Raw genomic sequence first — 18,188 nt, 5'->3', positions numbered from 1 at the left:
GTCGGTCGGACCTCCCATGGGAACTCTCGGGACTCTCACTTGACGACGACCTTGCCGGTGGACTGCGGGAAGGCCGGATCGTTGTAGAAGTACTCGCCCGCCTTGGTGAAGGTGTGCTTGGCCGACTGCCCCGGCATCAGCAGCGCCGTGTCGAACTCGGCGTCGAAGAACGCGGCCGCGCCGTGCGGCTGTTGGTTGTCGGCGGGGTTGGTGAAGGTGACTTCCGTGCCGACGGGGACGGTGAGGTGCTGAGGTGCCATGGCGGTCTGGGCGACGGTGTTCTCCGTCGTGCCCGGTGCGTTGGCCTTGGTGTCCCAGACACGGCCGAGGGTGACGGTGTTCTTCGCCGTCTCGCCGGTGACCGCCGCGGCGCGGATCTGATTGCGGCGCGACGGGGGCGTGGGCGCCGGCGCCTGGCCGACCTTGCCGCCGACCTTGAACGCCCACAGGTGGTCGCCACGCGGGATGTCGGGGAACGGCAGCCCGTTCCCGCCCGCGAGGACGGCCACGTACTGCTCGCCGTCGATCTCGTACGAGACGGGGATGGTGTTCACTCCGGCGCCGCACTGCCACGTCCACAGTGTCGAGCCGTCGGTGTCGTCCATCGCTTCGAGTACGCCGTCGGGGCGGCCCTGGAAGAGGACTCGGCCCGCGGTGGTGAGGATGCCGTTGCCGTGCGCGAGGGACCAGTCGCCCTCCTTGCGCCAGGCGACCGTGTTCGTCCGCGGGTCCATGGCGACCAGTCCGCCGCCGAACAACTCCCCGAGCGGGCGGGCGGTGTTGACCCTCCCGCCGCGGGTGTTGGAGTACGAGGAGTTGACCAGGCCGTAGCCGATGTAGACGTATCCGGTCTTCGGGCTGAAGGACGGGAAGCCCCAGTCACCGCCGCCGCCCGCGCCGGGGAAGATGATGGTGGCCCGGTCCCAGAACACCGAGTACAGGCCGCCCGCCGGGTAGAACGGCACCGGCCTCGTCGGCTTGTCGAAGCGGGGGAACGGGTCGGTGAACGGCTCCCCGCCGGGGAACGGCTGCGTCGGTGATGTCTTCTGGAGGGTGTGCTGGGGGACCTTGCGTTCCTCCATGCCGTGCAGCGCCTCGCCGGTGCGCCGGTCGAGGATGTAGAACCAGCAGGTCTTGGAGCCGTAGACGACGACCTGCCGCTTCTTGCCGTCGACGAGGAGGTCGGCGAGGACCGGCGCCATGACGTTGTCGGCGTCCCAGATGTCGTGGTGCACGGACTGGAAGTGCCAGCGCCGCTTCCCGGTCTTCGCGTCGATCGCGACGATGGAGTTGGCGAAGAGGTTGTCACCGCCGCGCGAGGAGCCGTCGGTGCGGGGGTAGGGGTTGCCGAACGTCCAGTAGACGAGGCCGAGTTCGGGGTCGACGGCCGGGTGGATCCAGGGCACGGCGCCGCCGGTCTTCCAGGAGTCACCCTCCCAGGTGTCGTGCCCGTACTCGCCGGGGCCCGGCGGCCCCCAGAAGGTCCACACGACGTCGCCGCTCTTCGCGTCGAGCGCGTAGCCGCGGCCGCGCGCGCCGGCCGTCGAGCCCTCCGTGCCGACGTAGATCATGCCGTCGAAGTGCACGACCGCGCCGGCGAGCCCGCCGCTGTTGCCGCCGCACTGGCCGCTGCCGTTGTCGCAGCCGTCGTCGCCGCCGTTGTCCTCGACGATCAGCTTCTTCTGCCAGACGACCGCGCCGGTCTTCTGGTCGAGGGCGTAGACGATGTTGGCACCCGAGATGGTGAAGACCTTGCCCTCGGCGACGGCGACGCCGCGCATGTTGGTGGTCTCGGTGCCGAGGTTGGTCTTCCAGAGCACCTTGCCGGTGCGTCCGTCGACGGCGAAGACGTTCTGCTGCGTCGTCTCGACGTACAGCACACCCTTCTGCACGACGATCGTGCACTGCTGGTACGCGCTGGTCGAGCCACCCTCCAGGTTGATGTGCCAGGCGCCGCCGAGCTTCTTGACGTTGCGCGGGGTGATGTCGGTGAGGGTGGAGTGGTTCTGGTTGCCGTAGTTGCCGCCGACCTTGGGCCAGTCACGGGCGGCGACGCCGAGGGTGGTGGGCTGCGCGGGGACGGGGAGGGCCAGACCGGCGGGCTTCGGGGCCGCCTCCGCGGCGGTGGCGGAGAGCGCGGGGAGTGTGGTGGCGCCGCTCGCGGCGGCGGTCAGCAGAAAGGTGCGTCTTTCCATCGTTCAGTGCCTCGATTCGATCAAGGTCCGCTAGATGGGTCGAAAGTTCCGCACAGTAGGTTCGCGGGACGGTGGGTCACGTTAGGGACGGGGGTGCGGGCATGGCAATACCCGGGGCGGGGGTTGTTGCCCGGAAGTTCCTCAACTGCCTTTCAGGCAGGTGGAGTTGGTACCACCAGGTGGACCGGGACCATCGACGGCGGCATGGGGCTCTTGTTGCGGCGCCCCTGCCCGGTCTCCTCCCATGCGTGTGCCAGGATGCCGACGCTGCGGCTGAGCACGAACAGGCCGCGCGCCAGCGGCGCGGCGAAGCCGAGTTCGGCGTAGATGACGGCGGTGGCGCCGTCGATGTTCATCGGGACGGGTTTGCGGCCCTCGCGGCCGCGGTTGAGGTGCGCCTCCACGGCCAGGGCGGCGCGCAGGTAGGCGCCCTCTACGGTGCCGTCCGTCACGGCCATGTCCACGAGCGAGAGCAGTGGGTCGCGGCGCGGATCGCGAGGGTGGAAGCGATGACCGAAGCCCGGCAGATAGCGGGAGCGCTCACGCCACTCGGTGATCACGTCGGCTGTGGCATCCTCCAACTCCCGTCCTTGCTCGCTGAGTTGGACGACATCGGTGAGCAGCTGCACACACTGCTGACCCGCCCCGCCGTGCACGTCCCCGAGCATGTTCACCCCGGTCGCGACGGCGCTGTTGAGGCCCACCCCGCAGGTCGCCGCCATCCGGGCGGCCGCGATGGAGGGTGCCTGCGGACCGTGGTCGACCCCCGCCACCAGGGCCGCTTCCAGGAGGCGTGCCTGGTCGGGGCGGGGCAGCTCGCCCCGCAGCAGCAGCCAGATCGTCTCGACGAAGGTGGTGTGCCCGATCAGCTCCTGCACGGGGCGCTCGCGCAGTTCGATGATGCCCGGCTCGATGCGGCTGACGGCCGTGGCCCACCACTGGGCGACCTTGCTGTCCGGGTCCTGGCGGTCCTGGCCCCCGGCGGATGCGGGGACAGTGGAGGTCATGAGCGCAGCGCCTCGGTCGTGCGGCTTTCGGCCCGCCAGCGGGCGATGAGCCGTGCGCGCTCCTCGCCGTCCTGGTCGAGCAGCGGGGGAGGGGAGGCCGGGGGCAACGGTTCGCCGTCCACCAGGACGCCGTTGCCACTGACCCGCAGCGTGCGGTCGGAGCCGTCCGGGTAGGGCAGGTCGGTGAAGAAGCCGCGGTGCGCGAGCTGTTCGAGTTCCACCGCCTCCGGCACGGTCAGGACGCGCGCGGCGGGGACACCGGCGGACGACAGTGTCTCCTCCCACTCCAGGGCGGTCTTCTGGGACAGCGCCGCATTCAACTCGGCGTTCAGCTCGGCCCGGTGGAGCTTGCGGGCCTCGCGCTCCGCGAAGCGCGCGTCGTGGATCAGATGGGACAGGCCGGTGAGACGGCAGAGCGTGACGAACTGTTCCTGACGGTTGGCCGCGATGTTCAGGCCACCGTCGGCGGTCTCGAAGGTGCCGGACGGCGCGGCCGTCGCGTTCTGATCGCCCATCGGCTCCGGATCGACGCCGCTGATCAGGTAGTTGGAGACGGCCCAGCCCATCGCGGAGAGCGAGACCTCCAGCATCGACACGTCCAGGTGCGCGCCCCGCCCGGTCCGCTCGCGGCCGAGCAGGGCGGCGCTGATGGCGAGGGCCGCGCCCATGCCGCCGAGCGAGTCGCAGACCGGGAAACCGACGCGCAGCGGGGCCGTGTCCGTCGTGCCGGTGATGCTCATCATCCCGGACACACCCTGGATGATCTGGTCGTAGGCGGGGGCGCCGCTCATCGGGCCCGACTGTCCGAAGCCGGTGATGGCGCAGCTGACCAGGCGCGGGTTGAGGGAGTCGAGGCGGGCGCCGTCGTATCCCATCCTGGCGAGGACCCCGGCCCGGAAGTTGTCGAGGAGCACGTCCGCGCCGCGTATCAGCTGCTCGAAGTCGGCCCGGTCGGCCGGGTCCTTGAGGTCGAGGGTGAGGGACTTCTTCCCGGCGTTCTGGGCGAGGAAGGAGGCCCCGATCCCGCTGCGGTTCAGCTCGGGGTCGGGGCCGAGGGCGCGGGCCAGATCGCCCTTTCCGGGCTGCTCGATCTTGACGACCTCGGCGCCGAGCAGCATGAGGTGGTAACTGCAGTACGGTCCAGCGAGCACGTTCGTGAGATCGAGTACGCGGATTCCTGAGAGCGGTCGTTCGGGCATGCACCGGCTCCTTCCGTTACGGGTCCCTTGCTGGAGTCACTTCCTGCCGCCGGCCGGGCCGGCAGGCCCGACCGGACTGAGCGGATGGTCGAAGCCCTGCTCCGACATCTGCCGGGCGACCTCGACGAGCGCGGTGGCGAACCGCTGGACGCCCGCCTCGGGAAAGCGGTGACTCGGACCGCTGAGCGACAGCGACGCGACGACGGTCCCCGTGCGGCCGAGCACCGGCACCGCCACCGCCGTGAGCCCCTCGTCGCGCTCGCCCCTGCTCACGGCGAACCCCTGCTCCACCGCGACGTCCGCCCACACCCGCAGCTGGCGCGCGTGCCCCTCGCCGTGCGGAGAGTCGACGGCGATACGGCGCAGCAGACTCTCGGGCGCCGAACGCAGCAGGATCTTCGACGACGCCCCCGCCCACAACGGCAGTTCGTCCCCGACCCGCACCACGTGACGCAGTGGCTGCGGGCTCTCCTGCTGCGCCACACACACCCGGCTGAGCCCGCGCAGCATGAACAGATTGACCGTCTCCTGCTGCTCCTCCGCGAGATCGCGCATCAACTTGCGTGTCTCACGCGGGAGTTCCCAGCTCGTGTGCGCCAGGTGGGCCCAGCGCCACAGGCCGGGGCCCGCGGTGTAACCGGCCGGGGTGTCCCAGAGGAGACCGCACTGTTCGAGGGTCTGCACCATGCGGACCGCCGTGGTCTTGGCGAGCCCCGTGGCGTCGACGATCTCCCGCAGGGTGACCGCCGGCTGATCCTCGGTCAGCAGCCCCAGGATGTCCAGAGCCCTGCGCACACTGCGTACGCCGGTCGCTTCCGCTGCCTGCCCGGGTCCGGTGCTGTCCATGGGGCCCCGCCTTCCGTCCGCTGTCGTCGGTGCCTGCCGCCGATGGGAGTGCCATCCGCGGAGGTCTTCTTCCACTGATTCTTCAACTGACCTCTTGTCACGGCGAGTTGGCGCCCGTACGTTACACGCCGAACCACAGAGCAGTCCACCAGTACCACTCAGCGGTTTCCTGGGAGATGTCATGCTCGATTCCCTTCTCAAGGCCGGCGCGGACGGCGTGGTGATCGACGCGCCGCCGTACGTCGCCGGCCGGTGGGGCGGTGAAGGACCTGAACTCCTGCGCACCGGCCCCTACCTGCGCCGCACCGTCAGCCGCTCCACCGCCGCGACCGGCGAAGAGGTCACCCGCGCCCTCACCTACGCCCGCCCCTCCGCCCGCGCCGTGGCCCGGCTCGCCCCCGCCGCACGCGCCGACATCCTGGACCGGGCCGCCGAGGCCGCCACCGCCCACCGCGAGGACCTCGCCCGACTGCTGGCCCTCGAACTGGGCAAGCCGCTCAAGGACGGCCTCGGCGAGATCGACCGCGTCGCGGACACCTTCGCGGTCTGCGCCGCCGAGGCCCGGCAGATCGGCGGTGACACCCTGCCCGTCGCCGGGAGGCAGCGCGGCGTCGGCAACACCGCCTTCACCTATCGCGCGCCCGCCGGGGTGGCCCTGGCCATCACCCCGTTCAACGCACCCGCCAACCTACTCGCGCACAAGCTCGGCGCCTCCTTCGCCGCGGGCAACACCACCCTCGTCAAGGCCCCACCACAGGCCCCGGCCGCCACCGCCGCCGTCGTCGCGCTGCTCCTCGAATCCGGCATGCCCCCGCAGGCGGTCCAACTCCTGCACGGCGGCGGCGAGATAGGCGCACTGCTGTGCGCGGCCGACGAGGTCGCCGTCATCAGCTTCACCGGCAGCGCCGCCACCGGACAGGCCGTCGCCCGCGCCGCCGGCGCCAAACGCCTCGTCCTCGAACTCGGGGGCAACGCCGCCACCGTCGTCTGCGAGGACGCCGACCTCGCGCAGGCGGCCAAGGAGTGCGCCCGCGCCGGATACAGCAACTCGGGCCAGAGCTGCATCTCCGTCCAGCGCGTCTACGTCCACAGCTCCCGCTACGACGACTTCCTCGCCCTGCTCACCACCGCCGTGGACGGCCTCAAGGTCGGCGACCCGCTCGACCCGGACACCGACGTCGGCGCCATGGTCGACGAGGAGGCCGCCGAGCGCGTGGTGCGCTGGTCGGCCGAGGCCGCGGACGCCGGGGCGCGCGTGCTGCGCGGCGGCAGCCGGGACGGCGCCACCGTGACACCCACCGTCGTCGCGGGACCGCCCTCCCACGCCTCCGTCGTCGTGCACGAGGTCTTCGGCGCGCTCGTCGCCGTGCTCCCGTACGACGACTTCGACGCGGTCATCGAGACCTGCAACGCGAGCCGTTACGGACTCCAGGCCGGCCTGTTCACCCGGGACATCGGCCGCATCGTCAAGGCCTGGCGCGAGCTGGAGACCGGCGCGCTGATCGCGGGCGGCACCTCCAACTACCGCCTGGACCATGTCCCGTTCGGCGGCGTGAAGGACTCGGGCTTCGGCCGCGAGACACCCCGCTCGATGATCGACGACTTCACCGTCGTCAAGACACTCGTGCTCCGCGGCCTGTCCGTCTGGGGCGACACGACCACCCTCGACGGGGAGACCGACGCATGACGCACGAGAACGCGACCCAGGCCCCGGCACCCACCACGGACGAGCCCGTCACCGCAGCCCACGCCCTGGTCCGCCAACTGGAGTCCTACGGAGTCCGGCACATCTTCGGCACCTGCGGACACACCAACATCGCCCTCCTCGACGCGCTCGCCCCCAGCTCCATCGAGTTCGTCATCGCCCGCCACGAGCAGGCCGCCGCGCACGCCGCCGACGGCTACGCCCGCGCCACGGGCCGCCCCGGCGTGCTGCTCACCCACGTCGGCCCCGGCATGATGAACGCGGTCACCGGCGTCGCCACCGCCGCCCTCGACTCCGTGCCCCTCGTCGTCCTCTCCGGCGACATCCCCTCGTACTACGCGGGCCGCCACCCCCACCAAGAGGTCAACCTCCACACGGACGCCGACCAGAGCGCGATCTACCGCCCGTTCACCAAGCGCACCTGGGACGTGCACCGCGCCCAGGACCTCGCCCGCACCACCGAACGCGCCTTCTGGACCGCGCAGTCGGGCCGCCCCGGAGCCGTCCTCGTCAACATCCCCATGGACCTGTTCAACCGGCCCGTCCAACCGTACGAGGATCAGTACCCGCTGCCCGCCACGCACGCCGCACCGGCCCTCGACGCCGCGACCGCGCAGCGCGTCGCCGACCAACTCCTGAGCGCGGACAGGCCGTTGATCTACTTCGGCGGAGGGCTGCGCGACCCCGAAGCCCGCGGCGCCCTCGCCTCGCTCGCCGAACACCTCGACATCCCCCTCGCCCACTCCCTGATGGGCAAGGGCGTCCTCCCCGACGCACACCCGCTGCTGCTCGGCATGCCCGGCTTCTGGGGACTGGACTCCACGCACGCGTACACCAAGGGCGCCGACGTGGTCCTCGCGCTCGCCACCCGGTTCGCCGAGACCGACGCCAGCTCCTGGGACCCGGCGTACACCTGGACGTTCGGCGACAAAGGCAGCCCGCCCAGCAAGCTCATCCAGATCGACATCGACCCGGCCGAGATCGGCCGCAACTACCCGGTCGAGATCGGCGCCGTCGCCGATGTCGCCGACGCGGTACGGGCCATCGACGCCGCCGTCCGCGCCCGGCAGCCCGCACCGCGGCCCCGCGAAGGGCTGCGCGCCTCGATCGCCGCCGCCCGCCGCGCCGTCTTCGACACGGCCCGCGAGGACGGCCGCAGCGACGCCTTCCCGCTGCGTCCCCAGCGGATCCTCGCCGACCTGCGCGACGCGCTCCCCGACGACGCGGTCCTCGTCACCGACGTCGGCTGGAACAAGAACGGCGTCGCCCAGTGCTACGAACTCCCCACGGGCGGCCGGTTCATCACCCCGGGCGGCGCCTCGACGATGGGCTTCGGGCCCGCGGCCGCCGTCGGCGTACAACTGGCCGAGCCCGAGCGCGTGGTGGTGGCCCTCATCGGCGACGGCGGCATGAGCGCCCAGCTCCCCGCGCTGCCCATGGCCGTCGAACAGGGCCTCCCGGTGATCTTCGTCGTGATGAACAACCGGGCCCACGGCACCATCGCCGACCTCCAGTCCGCATCGTTCGGCCGCTCCTACGGATGTGAGTTCACCGACGCCGAAGGGCGCCCGTACAGCCCGGACTTCGCCGGCCTCGGCACCTCCTGCGGCGCGGACGGCTACCACGTCACCGCCCCCGCCGACCTCGCGAAGGCCCTCGCCGACGCCGTCACCCGGCGCAGGCCGGCCGTCATCGACGTACCCATGGTCAACGAACCGGTGCCGACCCCCGGCCACTGGAACATCAAGGACATCTACCGCGGATCCTTCACCGACTGACCACCGCTCCCTACTCCGTCCCTGCCCCCGCCCCCGCCACAACGAGGTGACCCCATGATCCGCACCACCCGCACAGCCGTCTGCACGGCCGCCGCGCTGGCCGCCGCCCTCACCGCGTGCAGCGCACCCGGCGAATCCGGCGACTCGGACAAGGCCTCCTCGGGCCCCATCAAGATCGCCGTCGTCAACGCGCAGAGCGGACAGCTCAGTTCGCTCGGCGACTGGGAGTACAAGGGAGCCAAGCTCGCCATCGACGAGTGGAACAAGAAGGGCGGCATCGAAGGCCGCAAGATCCAGCTCAAGCTCTTCGACGACCAGGGCGACCCCACCACCGGCACCAACATCGCCCGGAAGCTGGACAGTCAGGGCTACGTCGCGATGATCGGCACCGCGGAGAGCGCGGTGACCGTGGCCATGGCGCCCATCCTCCAGCAGGCCAAGATCCCCAACATCACCTCGGGGCAGGCCGACGCGCTGGTCGACGTGGGAAGCCCGTACCTCTTCCTCAACGGGCCGACCTCGACGACGTACGACGCGACGCTCGCCCAGTACCTCGTCAAGGACAAGGGCCACAAGAAGATCGCGATGATCTCCAACAACGGCTCCTTCGGGAAGGGTGAGCACGACGCCTTCCTCAAGGCGGCCAAGGACCTCGGTGTCACCCCGGTGACCGACCAGGTGGTCACCACCGACCAGAAGGACTTCAGCAGCGCCCTCACCAAGATCCGGGCGGGCAAACCCGACGTCGTGTTCATCGGCTCCGAGGAGGTCGAGGCCGGCCTCATCGTCAAGCAGGCGCGCGACCTGGGCATCACCGCGCCCTTCGCGGGAGCCGCCCCGCAAGGCACCCCCGTCTTCATCGACACCGCCGGCAAGACCGCCGTCGAGGACACCATCGTCAGCTCGCCGTACCTGAGCAACGACGTCAGCGCCGCCTCGAAGAAGTTCGCCGCCGCCTACCAGGCCAAGTACAACAAGGCCGCCGAACTGCACGGCGCCAAGGCCTACGACGGGGCCAACATCCTGCTGACCGCACTGAAGACCAGCAAGGCCGCCACCGGCCAGAAGCTCGCCGACACCATCCGGGACACCCGCTACGACGGCCTGCTCGGCGACTTCGAGTTCGGCGAGAACGGGGTCGGCATCACCAAGACCACCATCGGTGTCATCCGCGACGGCAAGCTCGTCCCGCAGCAGTAGGCCCGGGGAGCCGAACAGACATGCAAGAGACACTGCAAACGCTCGTCGGCGGACTCAGCCTCGGCGCCGTCTACGCCCTGGTGGCCATGGGCTTCTCGCTCGTCTACCGGACCATGGGGCTCGTCAACTTCGCCCACGCCGACATCGCGATGATCGGCGCCTACGCCGCGTCGACGTTCTACCTCACCTCCAAGCTGCCGTTCGCCGTCGCCATGATCGTGGCGATCGTCGTCACCGGAGCCATCGGCCTCGTCATCGAACGCGTGCTGCGCCCACTGGAGAACAAGGACTTCGACCTGATGCTGATCGGCACGATCGGCTTCGGCATCGTCCTCCAGGCCGTCGCCATCCTCATCTGGGGCACCACGGGACGGGCGGTGCCCTCACCCGTCCCGTCCGCCCCGCTGTCCCTGTTCGGCGTCCGGGTCCGCACCTACGACCTCGTGGTCATGGCCGTCGCCGCGCTCGCCGTGATCGGCCTGGCCTGGTTCCTCGCGCGCACCAAGCGCGGCGCCGCCATGCAGGCCGTCGCCATGGACCACGAGGCGGCCACCGCCGTCGGCATCAACGTCGGCCGCAGCAACGCCCTCGCCTTCAGCATCGGCGCGGGCCTCGCCGCACTCGCCGGCGGACTCGTCGGCCCCATGCTCTACGTCGACGCCTCCCTCGGCGGCGCGCTCGGCATCAAGGGCTTCGCCGCGGCCATGCTCGGCGGCTTCGGCTCCATCCCCGGCGCCGTCGTCGGCGGCCTCGCCATCGGCGTCCTCGACTCCTACGCCGCCGGCCACTTCCAGGGCTACTCGGTGCTCGTGACCTTCCTGGTCTTCACCGTCGCCATCATGATCCGCCCCATGGGCGTCTTCGGTGAGAGGACGGTGAGCCGCGCATGACCCGCCGCTACCGGCTCGCAGGACTCGGCGTACTCGCGGTGGCCGGCTGGCTGCTCCCGTACGGCCTCGGCAGCTACGCCATCCACATCGTCAACATCGCCCTCATCTACGCCCTGCTGTCCATCGGCATGGGCCTGGCCATGGGCATCTCCGGGCAGATCAACCTCGCCCAGGTCGCCTTCTTCGGCGTCGGCGCCTACGCGGTGGCCATCCTCACCACCCACTCCGGACACGGCTTCTGGACGGCGGCGATCCTCGCCCTGCTCGCCACGGTCGCCGCGGGCCTGCTCGTCGGCATCCCCGCCCTGCGCATGCAGTCCCACTACCTGGGCATCGTCACCCTCGGCCTGGCCCTCGGCTTCATCAACTGGATCACCAACGCGTCCGTCTCCGGCGGCGCCGACGGCATCTCCGGCATCCCGCAACCCACCCTGCCCGGCATCGACCTCTCCAGCGAGTACCTCTACTACTACCTGGAGTTGGTGATCTGCGCCCTCGGCCTCGGCTTCGGACTCTTCGTCGTCCGTACGTCGCTCGGGCGACGGCTGCGCGCCATGCGAGACGACCCACTGGCCGCCGGCGCGATGGGCGCCGAGATCCCGCTGCTGCGCATGACGGCCTTCCTCCTCGCCAGCTTCTACGGAGGCCTCGCAGGGGTCCTGTACGCGGGACTCATCCGCTACGTCGCCCCGGAGACCTTCTCCATCGCCAACATGTTCATCCTGCTCGCCATGGTCATCATCGGCGGCCGCCGCTCCCTCATCGGCTGCGTCGTCGGGGCCGTCGGCCTCACCCTCATCCGCGAGTGGCTCTCCGACTTCTCGACGTACGCACAACTGGGATACGGCGTCGTGGTCGTCCTGATGGTCGTCTTCGCACCGACGGGCCTGGCCGGAATCCCGGCCCGAGCAAGGGAGTTCACGAACAAGAGGCGGGGCAAGAGCGACGACCGCGCGATACTGCGCCCCTTCCAGCCGTACGAGGTGGTGACCACGCCCGACGAAGCCGCCGCCGAGGAGCCCCCACCCCTCCTGGACATCCGCTCGGTCACCAAGGACTTCCGCGGCCTGCGCGCCCTCGACGACGTCTCCCTCACGGTGCGCCGCGGCGAGATCCGCGGCATCGTCGGCCCGAACGGCTCCGGCAAGACCACCCTCTTCAACGTCATCACCGGCTTCTACCGCGCCAGTTCGGGAACGGTCGCCTTCATGGGCCGTGACACCACGACCGCCCGCCCCTACGCCCTGTCCCTCCTCGGCATGGCCCGCACCTTCCAGAACCTGCGCCTGTTCGGCCAGTTGACGGTCCGTGAGAACATCCTCGTCGCCCTCGACCGGTCCCGCACCCGCACCATCTGGCAGTACGCCCTGTGGCAGCCAGGAGTGGCCCGCCGCGAACGACGGCTGCGCCACGAGGCCGCCGAACTCCTGGAACGCTTCGGCCTCACCGACTTCGCGCGGTCGGCCCCGGGCTCCCTCCCGTACGGCATCCAGCGCCGCATCGAGATCGCCCGCGCCATGGGAGCACGGCCCCGCCTCCTCCTGCTCGACGAACCGGCCGCGGGCCTCAACGGCGAGGAGGTCCGCCAACTCGCCGACATCGTGCGCTCCATCCGCGACAGCGGCACCACGGTCGTCCTCATCGAGCACAACATGGGCCTGGTCATGTCGCTGTGCGAACGCGTCACCGTGCTGTCCAGCGGCGGCGTCATCGCCGAAGGCACACCGGCCGAGGTGGTCGCCTCACCCGAGGTGATCGAGGCGTACCTCGGTGACTCGGCGATGGCCGACGACGTCCCGCTGCCCGCGCCCGCGCCGCCCCTGCCGAAGGAGGCCACCCGGTGAAGCTGCCCCTGGCTCCACGCCGCCCCCGCACGCCCGCCGCCCCGTCCGCCGCCACACTCACCGTGGCCGACCTCTCCGTCCACTACGGAGGAGTCCGCGCCGTCAGCTCCATCGGTTTCAGCGTGGAGCCCGGAGCCTCGGTCGGCATCATCGGCGCGAACGGCGCGGGCAAGACGTCCACGCTCAAGGCGGTGATGGGCCTGGTCCCGCGCGGCGGCGGACGCATCACGCTGGGCGACCTCGACCTGACCCGCGTACGGGCCCGCGACATGGTCCGCCACGGCATCGGCTACGTACCGGAGGGCCGCCATGTGTTCCCCGGCCTGACGGTAGAGAAGAACCTCCTGCTCGGCGCGTACGCGCGGGCCTGGGACGACGACACCCGGTCCACGCTCGCCCAGGTCCACGAGCTCTTCCCGGTGCTCGGCGAGATGGGCCAGCGACTGGCCGGCGCGCTGTCCGGCGGCCAGCAGCAGATGCTCGCGATCGGCCGGGCCCTGATGCCGCAACCCCGCATCCTGCTCCTCGACGAACCCTCGATGGGCCTGTCACCGAAACTGGTCGGCGAGATCCTGCGCGTCCTGACCCGGCTCCGCGAGGAGGGACTGAGCATGCTCCTCGTGGAACAGAACGCCAAGCTCACCTTCGGTGCGACGAGCCACTGCCTGGTCATGGAGAACGGCACCGTCGCCATGACCGGCACCTCCGAGGAGCTCAGCGAGGACCCGCGGGTCCGGCGGATCTACCTGGGGCTGTGAGGGACGGCCGAGCCCGGTGCGGCGAAAACCTGGTGTGCGGGGGCCGCGGGACGGGGTAACGTCTTGGGCATGTTCTTCCAGACGCCGATTTACGAGTGAGAGCGTGATGGGCCCCCGCTGACGTCCTCGGACGTCGCCGCGCCCGTCCCCCACCGATGAATCCGTAGATCACTCCACATCATTTCGGGAGAACCCGTGACCGTGAGCAAGAACATCAACAACCCCGTGGGCCAGGGCGGCGGCCAGCGCAAGAAGCTGTCCCGCGCCGAGCGGCAGAACAACGGCCCGCACCGCAACCTCGACCGCAAGAGCGCCGCCGAGCAGAAGGCGGAGCTCGTGCGCAAGATGCGCGAGAAGGTGAGCGGCGCGGCCGAGGGCTCCGGGCAGTCGGGCGACGACACCACCCAGAGCTGACACACCTGGCACACCTGATACACCACTGTTCTGCGGCGGCGGTGTATCAGGTCGGCCTGCCCCCGCCTCGTCCCGCCGCCAGAGCCACGTCGATGGCGGTCCAGGCCATGCCGGTCGCCCCGTCGAGTACGGCCCGGTCCGCCGCCTGCGTGACGCACGCGGCGGTGAATTCCGGCTGGTGGTTGACCGCGGGCCCGCAGTCGAGACCCAGCATGGGGTGGATGGTGGGCACGACGTGGGAGACGTTTCCCATGTCGGTGGCGGCGCCCGCGACACTTTTCGGCAGCTCGGGGAAGCGGCGGCCGAGCGCCGTCGCGTTGGCCACCCACAGGTCGAGCAGACCCTGGTCCGGCCGCAGGTCGGCGTAGTCGGGGCCGACCGGTGTGGTGGTCAGGTCGCAGCCGGTGGCCAGCGCGCCCGCTTCGAAGCAGCGGTGCACCCGCTCCGACAGCGGCTGGAGCGCTTCCAGGCTGTCGCTGCGCACGATCCAGTGGCCGCGGCTGGTCTCGGGGATGACGTTGGCCGCGGAGCCCGCTTCGGTGACGATGCCGTGGATGCGGTCGGATGCGGCCGTCTGCTGGCGCAGCAGTCCGATGCCCATCTGGGCGAGGGTCATGGCGTCGGCCGCGTTGATGCCGAGCTGGGGGTAGGCACCCGCATGCGCCGCTTTGCCTTTGTAGGCCACGTCGAACTGGGTGACAGCGAGACCCGGCATCGCCGCCATCTCGACGGCGGCCGGATGAACCATCATGGCCGCGTGCACCCCGTCGAAGGCGCCCTTGTCCAGCATCAGCACCTTGCCGCCACCACCCTCCTCGGCGGGAGTGCCCAACACCCGTACCGTCAGGCCGAGTTCGTCCGCCAAGGGGGCGAGTGCGATCCCGGCGCCGACCGCCGCGGCGGCGATGATGTTGTGGCCGCAGGCGTGTCCGATGTCGGGCAGGGCGTCGTACTCGGCGCAGATCGCGATGTGGGTCGGCCCGGTGCCGACCGTCGCTTCCACGGCGGTCGGCAGCCCGCAGTACCCGTGCCGGACCTCGAACCCCGCGTCGCTGAGGGCGTCGGCGACCCAGCGGCTGGCGAGGTACTCCTCGAAGGCGAGCTCGGGATGGGCGTGGATGCGGTGGGACAGGGCGATCAGGTCGTCCGCCGCGGCCCGGACGTGTTGGGCCGCGGCTTCCTTCGCGGCGCTCACAGGGCGGCCGCCGGGGCAGCGGCGGCGATGTGCACGGCGGCCGGCCGGGTCGCCGCGTCGTACGCGGCACGCGACCCGGTGGCTCCCATGCCGCTGTCGCGCGCGGGTTCGTAAAGCCGCTCGGGGCCGCCGCCCTGCCACTGGTTGACCCACACGACACCCACGGGCAGGTGTGCGGCCGCCGCGATGTGCTCGGGGTCGTCGGTGTACACGGTGGCGGCGAGGCCGTAGCGGGAGGCGGCCGCGCGGGCGAGGCCCTCCTCGAAACTCGACACGACGGAGACGGGCGCCACGGGGCCGAACGTCTCCTCGGTCATCACGAGCATGGTGTCGTCGACGCCGGTGAGCACGGTCGCCGGGTAGAAGTGGCCGGGACGCTCCGACGGCACGGTCCCGCCCGCGCGCACGGTGGCGCCCTTGGTGACGGCGTCCTCGACATGGCGTCGTACGGTGTCGCGTTGCCGCGCGTCCACGAGAGGGCCGAGCACCGTGGCGGGGTCGAGACCGTCGCCGATGGTGAAGGTTCCCGCCGCGTCGACGAGGGCCTCGACGAACGCGTCAGCGATCCGCTCATGGACGTAGATCCGTTCCATGGAGGTGCAGATCTGGCCGGTGTTGATGAACGCGCCGAACGCGACGGCCTGCGCGGTGGCCACCGGATCGACCCCGGCGTCGATCACGACGGGGTCCTTTCCGCCGAGTTCGAGCACGCTGCGGCTCAGGCGGTGTCCGGTCGCCGTCCCCACGGCGCGGCCGGCCCCGACCGAGCCGGTGAAGTGGACGAGTCGTACGTCTTCGTGTTCCGTCAGCGCCGCGCCGGTGCGGCCGTCGCCCAGGACGAGGTTCAGCACGCCCGGCGGCAGCCCGACGGAGTCGGCCAGCTCGAACAACCGCACCGTGGAGAGAGGCGACCGCTCCGAGGGCTTGACCACGACGGTGTTCCCGGCGGCGAGCAGTGGGCCGAGGGCGCCGAGGACCATGGCGACGGGAAAGTTCCACGGAGTGATGACCGCGGTGACACCGAGCGGGTGGCGGACGATGTCGGTCCGCTCACCCGCAGGGCCTGGACCGGTCACCGTCTCGCTGAACGGGTAGGTGAGCGCCTGGTCCGCGGCGGCTTTGAGACCGGCCACCGCTCCCTCGACGAAAGTGCGCCCGATGCCGACGGGCTTGCCCATCTCCCGGCATTCCAGTTCGGCCAGTTCCGCGGTGTGCGCGGCGATCGTGTCGGCCCAGGCGTGCACGCGCTCCACGCGCCGCGCCACGGTGAGCGCGGCCCACTCGCGTTGTGCGGCGCGCGCGGCGGCGACTGCGTGGTCGACGTCGGCGGGGCTGCCCGCGCGGAAGTGTGCGACGGCTTCCTCGGTGGCGGGGTTGACCACGGTGATGACATCTTCGCCGGTCGGTTCTTTCCACCGGCCGCCGATGTGGTTCTGGAGGGTTTCCATGGTGGCTGGCCGTTTCTGTTCGGTGGAGGGCTCTGTGCGTGATGGAGAGGTGTCAGGCGTCAGGTATCGAGCCGATCGGCCATGAGTTCGCCGGTCATGATGGCGGCGAGATTGGTGTTGGCCCGGGGGACGAAGGGGAAGATCGAGGCGTCGACGACCCGTAGACCCCGGACCCCCTGCACCCGGCACGCCGGGTCGACGACCGTCCCTGCGGCGCCGGGGGCACCCATCCGGCAGGTGCTCGTGCCGTGTTGGGCGTCGATGACCGTGGAGAGCAGGTGGTCGTCGAGGTCGCCGTCGTTCGACAGGGCCGCGAACAGCGGACGGTTGGCCTCTTCGACCGATCCGCCGAGCACGGTGGCCGTCTCGGCCCTGCCGCTCAACTCGACGAGGGCGCGCACCCCTTCCCTCATCGGAGCGAGATCGCGCGCGTCGGACAGCATCCGCTGGGCGACGTACGGGTGCGCGGAAGGGTCGGTGGAGACCAGGGTGAGCTCACCGCGCGAGTGGGTCTGGTTCAGCCAGACACCGAAGGCACCGGCGTGGGCCTCGGTGTTGGCCGTGGCCATGGCCAGCACGTTCTGGTTGAGCGAGACGAACATGAGGTCGTCGGAGTGCGTACCCGACGCGCTGGACCAGCGCACGCAGACGTTGGTGTGTCGGTCGTGCGGTGACTTGATGGCTGCTTCGGCCCGCAACGGCAGCGAGAGCACGGTCATCGCATGGTCCTGCATGCCGACACCGACCGGCAGGTCCTGGCGGACCTCGATCCCCAGCGACCGCAGCTGGCCGGCGGGGCCGATGCCCGAGCGCAGCAGGATCGCGGGGGAGTGGATGACTCCCGCGCTGAGGATCACCTCGTCCGCGTACTCGGTGACGACGGCTCCGTCGATCACCGCACGTACACCGACCGCGCGGTCGTTCTCGAAGATGACGGTGTCCACCAGGGCGTCGCCGCGGACGGTGAGGCCGGACAGTTCTCGTGCGGGTTCGAGGTAGGCGTCGTTGACGCTGACGCGTCGGGAGTCACGGGAGTTGATCGGGTAGGGGGAGACGCCGGTGGCGCCGGGGGCGTTGACATCGGACGCCCAGCCGAAGCCCGCCGCCAGGGCGGAGTCGGCCAGGGCCCGGTCGATGCTTCCCCAGGCGTCCTTCGGGGTCCGGTGGATCGGTGTCGGTCCGCCACGGCCGTGGTAGGGCTGATCGCCGAATTCGACGTCGTCCTCCAGCTTGGCGAAGTAGGGCAGCACGTCATCGGGCGCCCATCCGGTGCAGCCGAGCCGGGCCCATTCCGCGAAGTCCTCCATCGGCGGCCGGATCGCGATCTGGCCGTTGACGGACGAGCTGCCGCCCACCCCTCGGCCGCGCCAGTACGGGGCCTGCGGCTGCTTCTCGGTGCGCGAGGAGTTCAGGCCGGTCCATACGAGATGTTCCGAGGCCGCGGGATCCATGAGGGCCACGACGGGGTTGGGTGAACGCCACGCCTCCGGCATCTGCGCCGAGCGGTAGTCGGGGCCCGCCTCCAGCAGGAGGACTCGTCGGCCGCGAGCGGCGGCACGGGCGGCGAGCGCCGCGCCCGCGGAGCCCGCGCCGACGACGATCAGGTCGCGAACGTGCTGTGCCTTCTCGTGCTGTGCCATCGGTACTCCTTGATGCGGGAGCGTCCCGCGCCGGTGCCTCCTGGGCGGATGCTGGTAATCTGACGCACC

14 protein-coding genes are annotated in these 18,188 nt (G+C 70.8%); 7 read left to right on the top strand and 7 right to left on the bottom strand.

The window, feature by feature from the left end; genetic code table 11:
* Positions 1 to 35 precede the first annotated feature (35 nt).
* The 4 genes from ACFYWS_RS24875 to ACFYWS_RS24860 form a co-directional block, all read right to left on the bottom strand.
* A complete protein-coding gene (locus ACFYWS_RS24875; protein ID WP_389280256.1) occupies positions 36 to 2,195 on the bottom strand; it encodes a PQQ-binding-like beta-propeller repeat protein in 2,160 nt (719 codons plus the stop codon).
* 152 nt (positions 2,196 to 2,347) lie between these two features.
* On the bottom strand, positions 2,348 to 3,202 hold the full coding sequence (locus tag ACFYWS_RS24870; RefSeq protein ID WP_389280254.1) for a citryl-CoA lyase: 855 nt from the start codon (positions 3,200 to 3,202) through the stop codon (positions 2,348 to 2,350).
* Complete coding sequence (locus tag ACFYWS_RS24865; RefSeq protein ID WP_389280252.1) at positions 3,199 to 4,401, bottom strand: CaiB/BaiF CoA transferase family protein; 1,203 nt, start codon at positions 4,399 to 4,401, stop codon at positions 3,199 to 3,201. Before ACFYWS_RS24865 ends, ACFYWS_RS24870 begins: the two co-directional genes overlap by 4 nt.
* A 36-nt stretch (positions 4,402 to 4,437) precedes the next feature.
* Positions 4,438 to 5,247 carry an IclR family transcriptional regulator gene (locus tag ACFYWS_RS24860; RefSeq protein WP_389280250.1) on the bottom strand — a complete coding sequence of 270 codons (810 nt, stop codon included), beginning with the start codon at positions 5,245 to 5,247 and terminating at the stop codon, positions 4,438 to 4,440.
* A gap of 181 nt (positions 5,248 to 5,428) precedes the next feature.
* On the opposite strand from ACFYWS_RS24860, the gene ACFYWS_RS24855 reads away from it, so the two are divergent.
* The 7 genes from ACFYWS_RS24855 (at position 5,429) to ACFYWS_RS24825 (ending at position 13,836) form a co-directional block, all read left to right on the top strand.
* Positions 5,429 to 6,934 carry an aldehyde dehydrogenase family protein gene (locus tag ACFYWS_RS24855; RefSeq protein ID WP_389280248.1) on the top strand — a complete coding sequence of 502 codons (1,506 nt, stop codon included), beginning with the start codon at positions 5,429 to 5,431 and terminating at the stop codon, positions 6,932 to 6,934.
* Positions 6,931 to 8,730, top strand: a complete 1,800-nt coding sequence (locus ACFYWS_RS24850; protein ID WP_389280246.1) for a thiamine pyrophosphate-binding protein — start codon at positions 6,931 to 6,933, stop codon at positions 8,728 to 8,730. The genes ACFYWS_RS24855 and ACFYWS_RS24850 overlap by 4 nt, the downstream gene beginning before the upstream one ends.
* Before the next feature lie 54 nt (positions 8,731 to 8,784).
* On the top strand, positions 8,785 to 9,930 hold the full coding sequence (locus ACFYWS_RS24845) for an ABC transporter substrate-binding protein (RefSeq protein ID WP_389280244.1): 1,146 nt from the start codon (positions 8,785 to 8,787) through the stop codon (positions 9,928 to 9,930).
* 20 nt (positions 9,931 to 9,950) lie between these two features.
* Complete coding sequence (locus ACFYWS_RS24840; RefSeq protein WP_389280242.1) at positions 9,951 to 10,820, top strand: branched-chain amino acid ABC transporter permease; 870 nt, start codon at positions 9,951 to 9,953, stop codon at positions 10,818 to 10,820.
* Positions 10,817 to 12,664 (top strand): ATP-binding cassette domain-containing protein, encoded by a 1,848-nt coding sequence (locus ACFYWS_RS24835; RefSeq protein ID WP_389280240.1) that lies wholly within the window; start codon positions 10,817 to 10,819, stop codon positions 12,662 to 12,664. Before ACFYWS_RS24840 ends, ACFYWS_RS24835 begins: the two co-directional genes overlap by 4 nt.
* Positions 12,661 to 13,422: an ABC transporter ATP-binding protein gene (locus ACFYWS_RS24830; RefSeq protein ID WP_389280238.1), complete on the top strand. Its 762-nt coding sequence runs from the start codon at positions 12,661 to 12,663 to the stop codon at positions 13,420 to 13,422. The genes ACFYWS_RS24835 and ACFYWS_RS24830 overlap by 4 nt, the downstream gene beginning before the upstream one ends.
* A 195-nt stretch (positions 13,423 to 13,617) precedes the next feature.
* Positions 13,618 to 13,836, top strand: coding sequence for a DUF6243 family protein (locus ACFYWS_RS24825; protein ID WP_389280236.1), 219 nt, complete (start codon positions 13,618 to 13,620; stop codon positions 13,834 to 13,836).
* Positions 13,837 to 13,882: 46 nt separating this feature from the next.
* Here the strand turns inward: ACFYWS_RS24825 and ACFYWS_RS24820 are convergent, their stop codons facing one another.
* The 3 genes from ACFYWS_RS24820 to ACFYWS_RS24810 are packed head-to-tail and all read right to left on the bottom strand — an operon-like array spanning position 13,883 to position 18,119.
* Positions 13,883 to 15,031 carry a M20 family metallopeptidase gene (locus ACFYWS_RS24820; protein ID WP_389280234.1) on the bottom strand — a complete coding sequence of 383 codons (1,149 nt, stop codon included), beginning with the start codon at positions 15,029 to 15,031 and terminating at the stop codon, positions 13,883 to 13,885.
* Positions 15,028 to 16,479, bottom strand: a complete 1,452-nt coding sequence (locus ACFYWS_RS24815) for an aldehyde dehydrogenase family protein (RefSeq protein WP_389280232.1) — start codon at positions 16,477 to 16,479, stop codon at positions 15,028 to 15,030. Before ACFYWS_RS24815 ends, ACFYWS_RS24820 begins: the two co-directional genes overlap by 4 nt.
* Positions 16,480 to 16,538: 59 nt before the next feature.
* Positions 16,539 to 18,119 (bottom strand): GMC family oxidoreductase, encoded by a 1,581-nt coding sequence (locus ACFYWS_RS24810; RefSeq protein WP_389280231.1) that lies wholly within the window; start codon positions 18,117 to 18,119, stop codon positions 16,539 to 16,541.
* Positions 18,120 to 18,188: the final 69 nt, after the last annotated feature.

It is taken from the genome of Streptomyces sp. NPDC002795 (assembly GCF_042888725.1).
Lineage (GTDB): Bacteria > Actinomycetota > Actinomycetes > Streptomycetales > Streptomycetaceae > Streptomyces.
This window is presented reverse-complemented; position numbering and strand designations above follow the sequence as displayed.

Bases quoted from the DNA above. Each gene is read 5' to 3' on its own strand.
- ACFYWS_RS24875 (WP_389280256.1), bottom strand. From the start codon at position 2,195: ATGGAAAGACGCACCTTTCTGCTGACCGCCGCCGCGAGCGGCGCCACC.
- ACFYWS_RS24870 (WP_389280254.1), bottom strand. From the start codon at position 3,202: ATGACCTCCACTGTCCCCGCATCCGCCGGGGGCCAGGACCGCCAGGAC.
- ACFYWS_RS24865 (WP_389280252.1), bottom strand. From the start codon at position 4,401: ATGCCCGAACGACCGCTCTCAGGAATCCGCGTACTCGATCTCACGAAC.
- ACFYWS_RS24860 (WP_389280250.1), bottom strand. From the start codon at position 5,247: ATGGACAGCACCGGACCCGGGCAGGCAGCGGAAGCGACCGGCGTACGC.
- ACFYWS_RS24855 (WP_389280248.1), top strand. From the start codon at position 5,429: ATGCTCGATTCCCTTCTCAAGGCCGGCGCGGACGGCGTGGTGATCGAC.
- ACFYWS_RS24850 (WP_389280246.1), top strand. From the start codon at position 6,931: ATGACGCACGAGAACGCGACCCAGGCCCCGGCACCCACCACGGACGAG.
- ACFYWS_RS24845 (WP_389280244.1), top strand. From the start codon at position 8,785: ATGATCCGCACCACCCGCACAGCCGTCTGCACGGCCGCCGCGCTGGCC.
- ACFYWS_RS24840 (WP_389280242.1), top strand. From the start codon at position 9,951: ATGCAAGAGACACTGCAAACGCTCGTCGGCGGACTCAGCCTCGGCGCC.
- ACFYWS_RS24835 (WP_389280240.1), top strand. From the start codon at position 10,817: ATGACCCGCCGCTACCGGCTCGCAGGACTCGGCGTACTCGCGGTGGCC.
- ACFYWS_RS24815 (WP_389280232.1), bottom strand. From the start codon at position 16,479: ATGGAAACCCTCCAGAACCACATCGGCGGCCGGTGGAAAGAACCGACC.
- ACFYWS_RS24810 (WP_389280231.1), bottom strand. From the start codon at position 18,119: ATGGCACAGCACGAGAAGGCACAGCACGTTCGCGACCTGATCGTCGTC.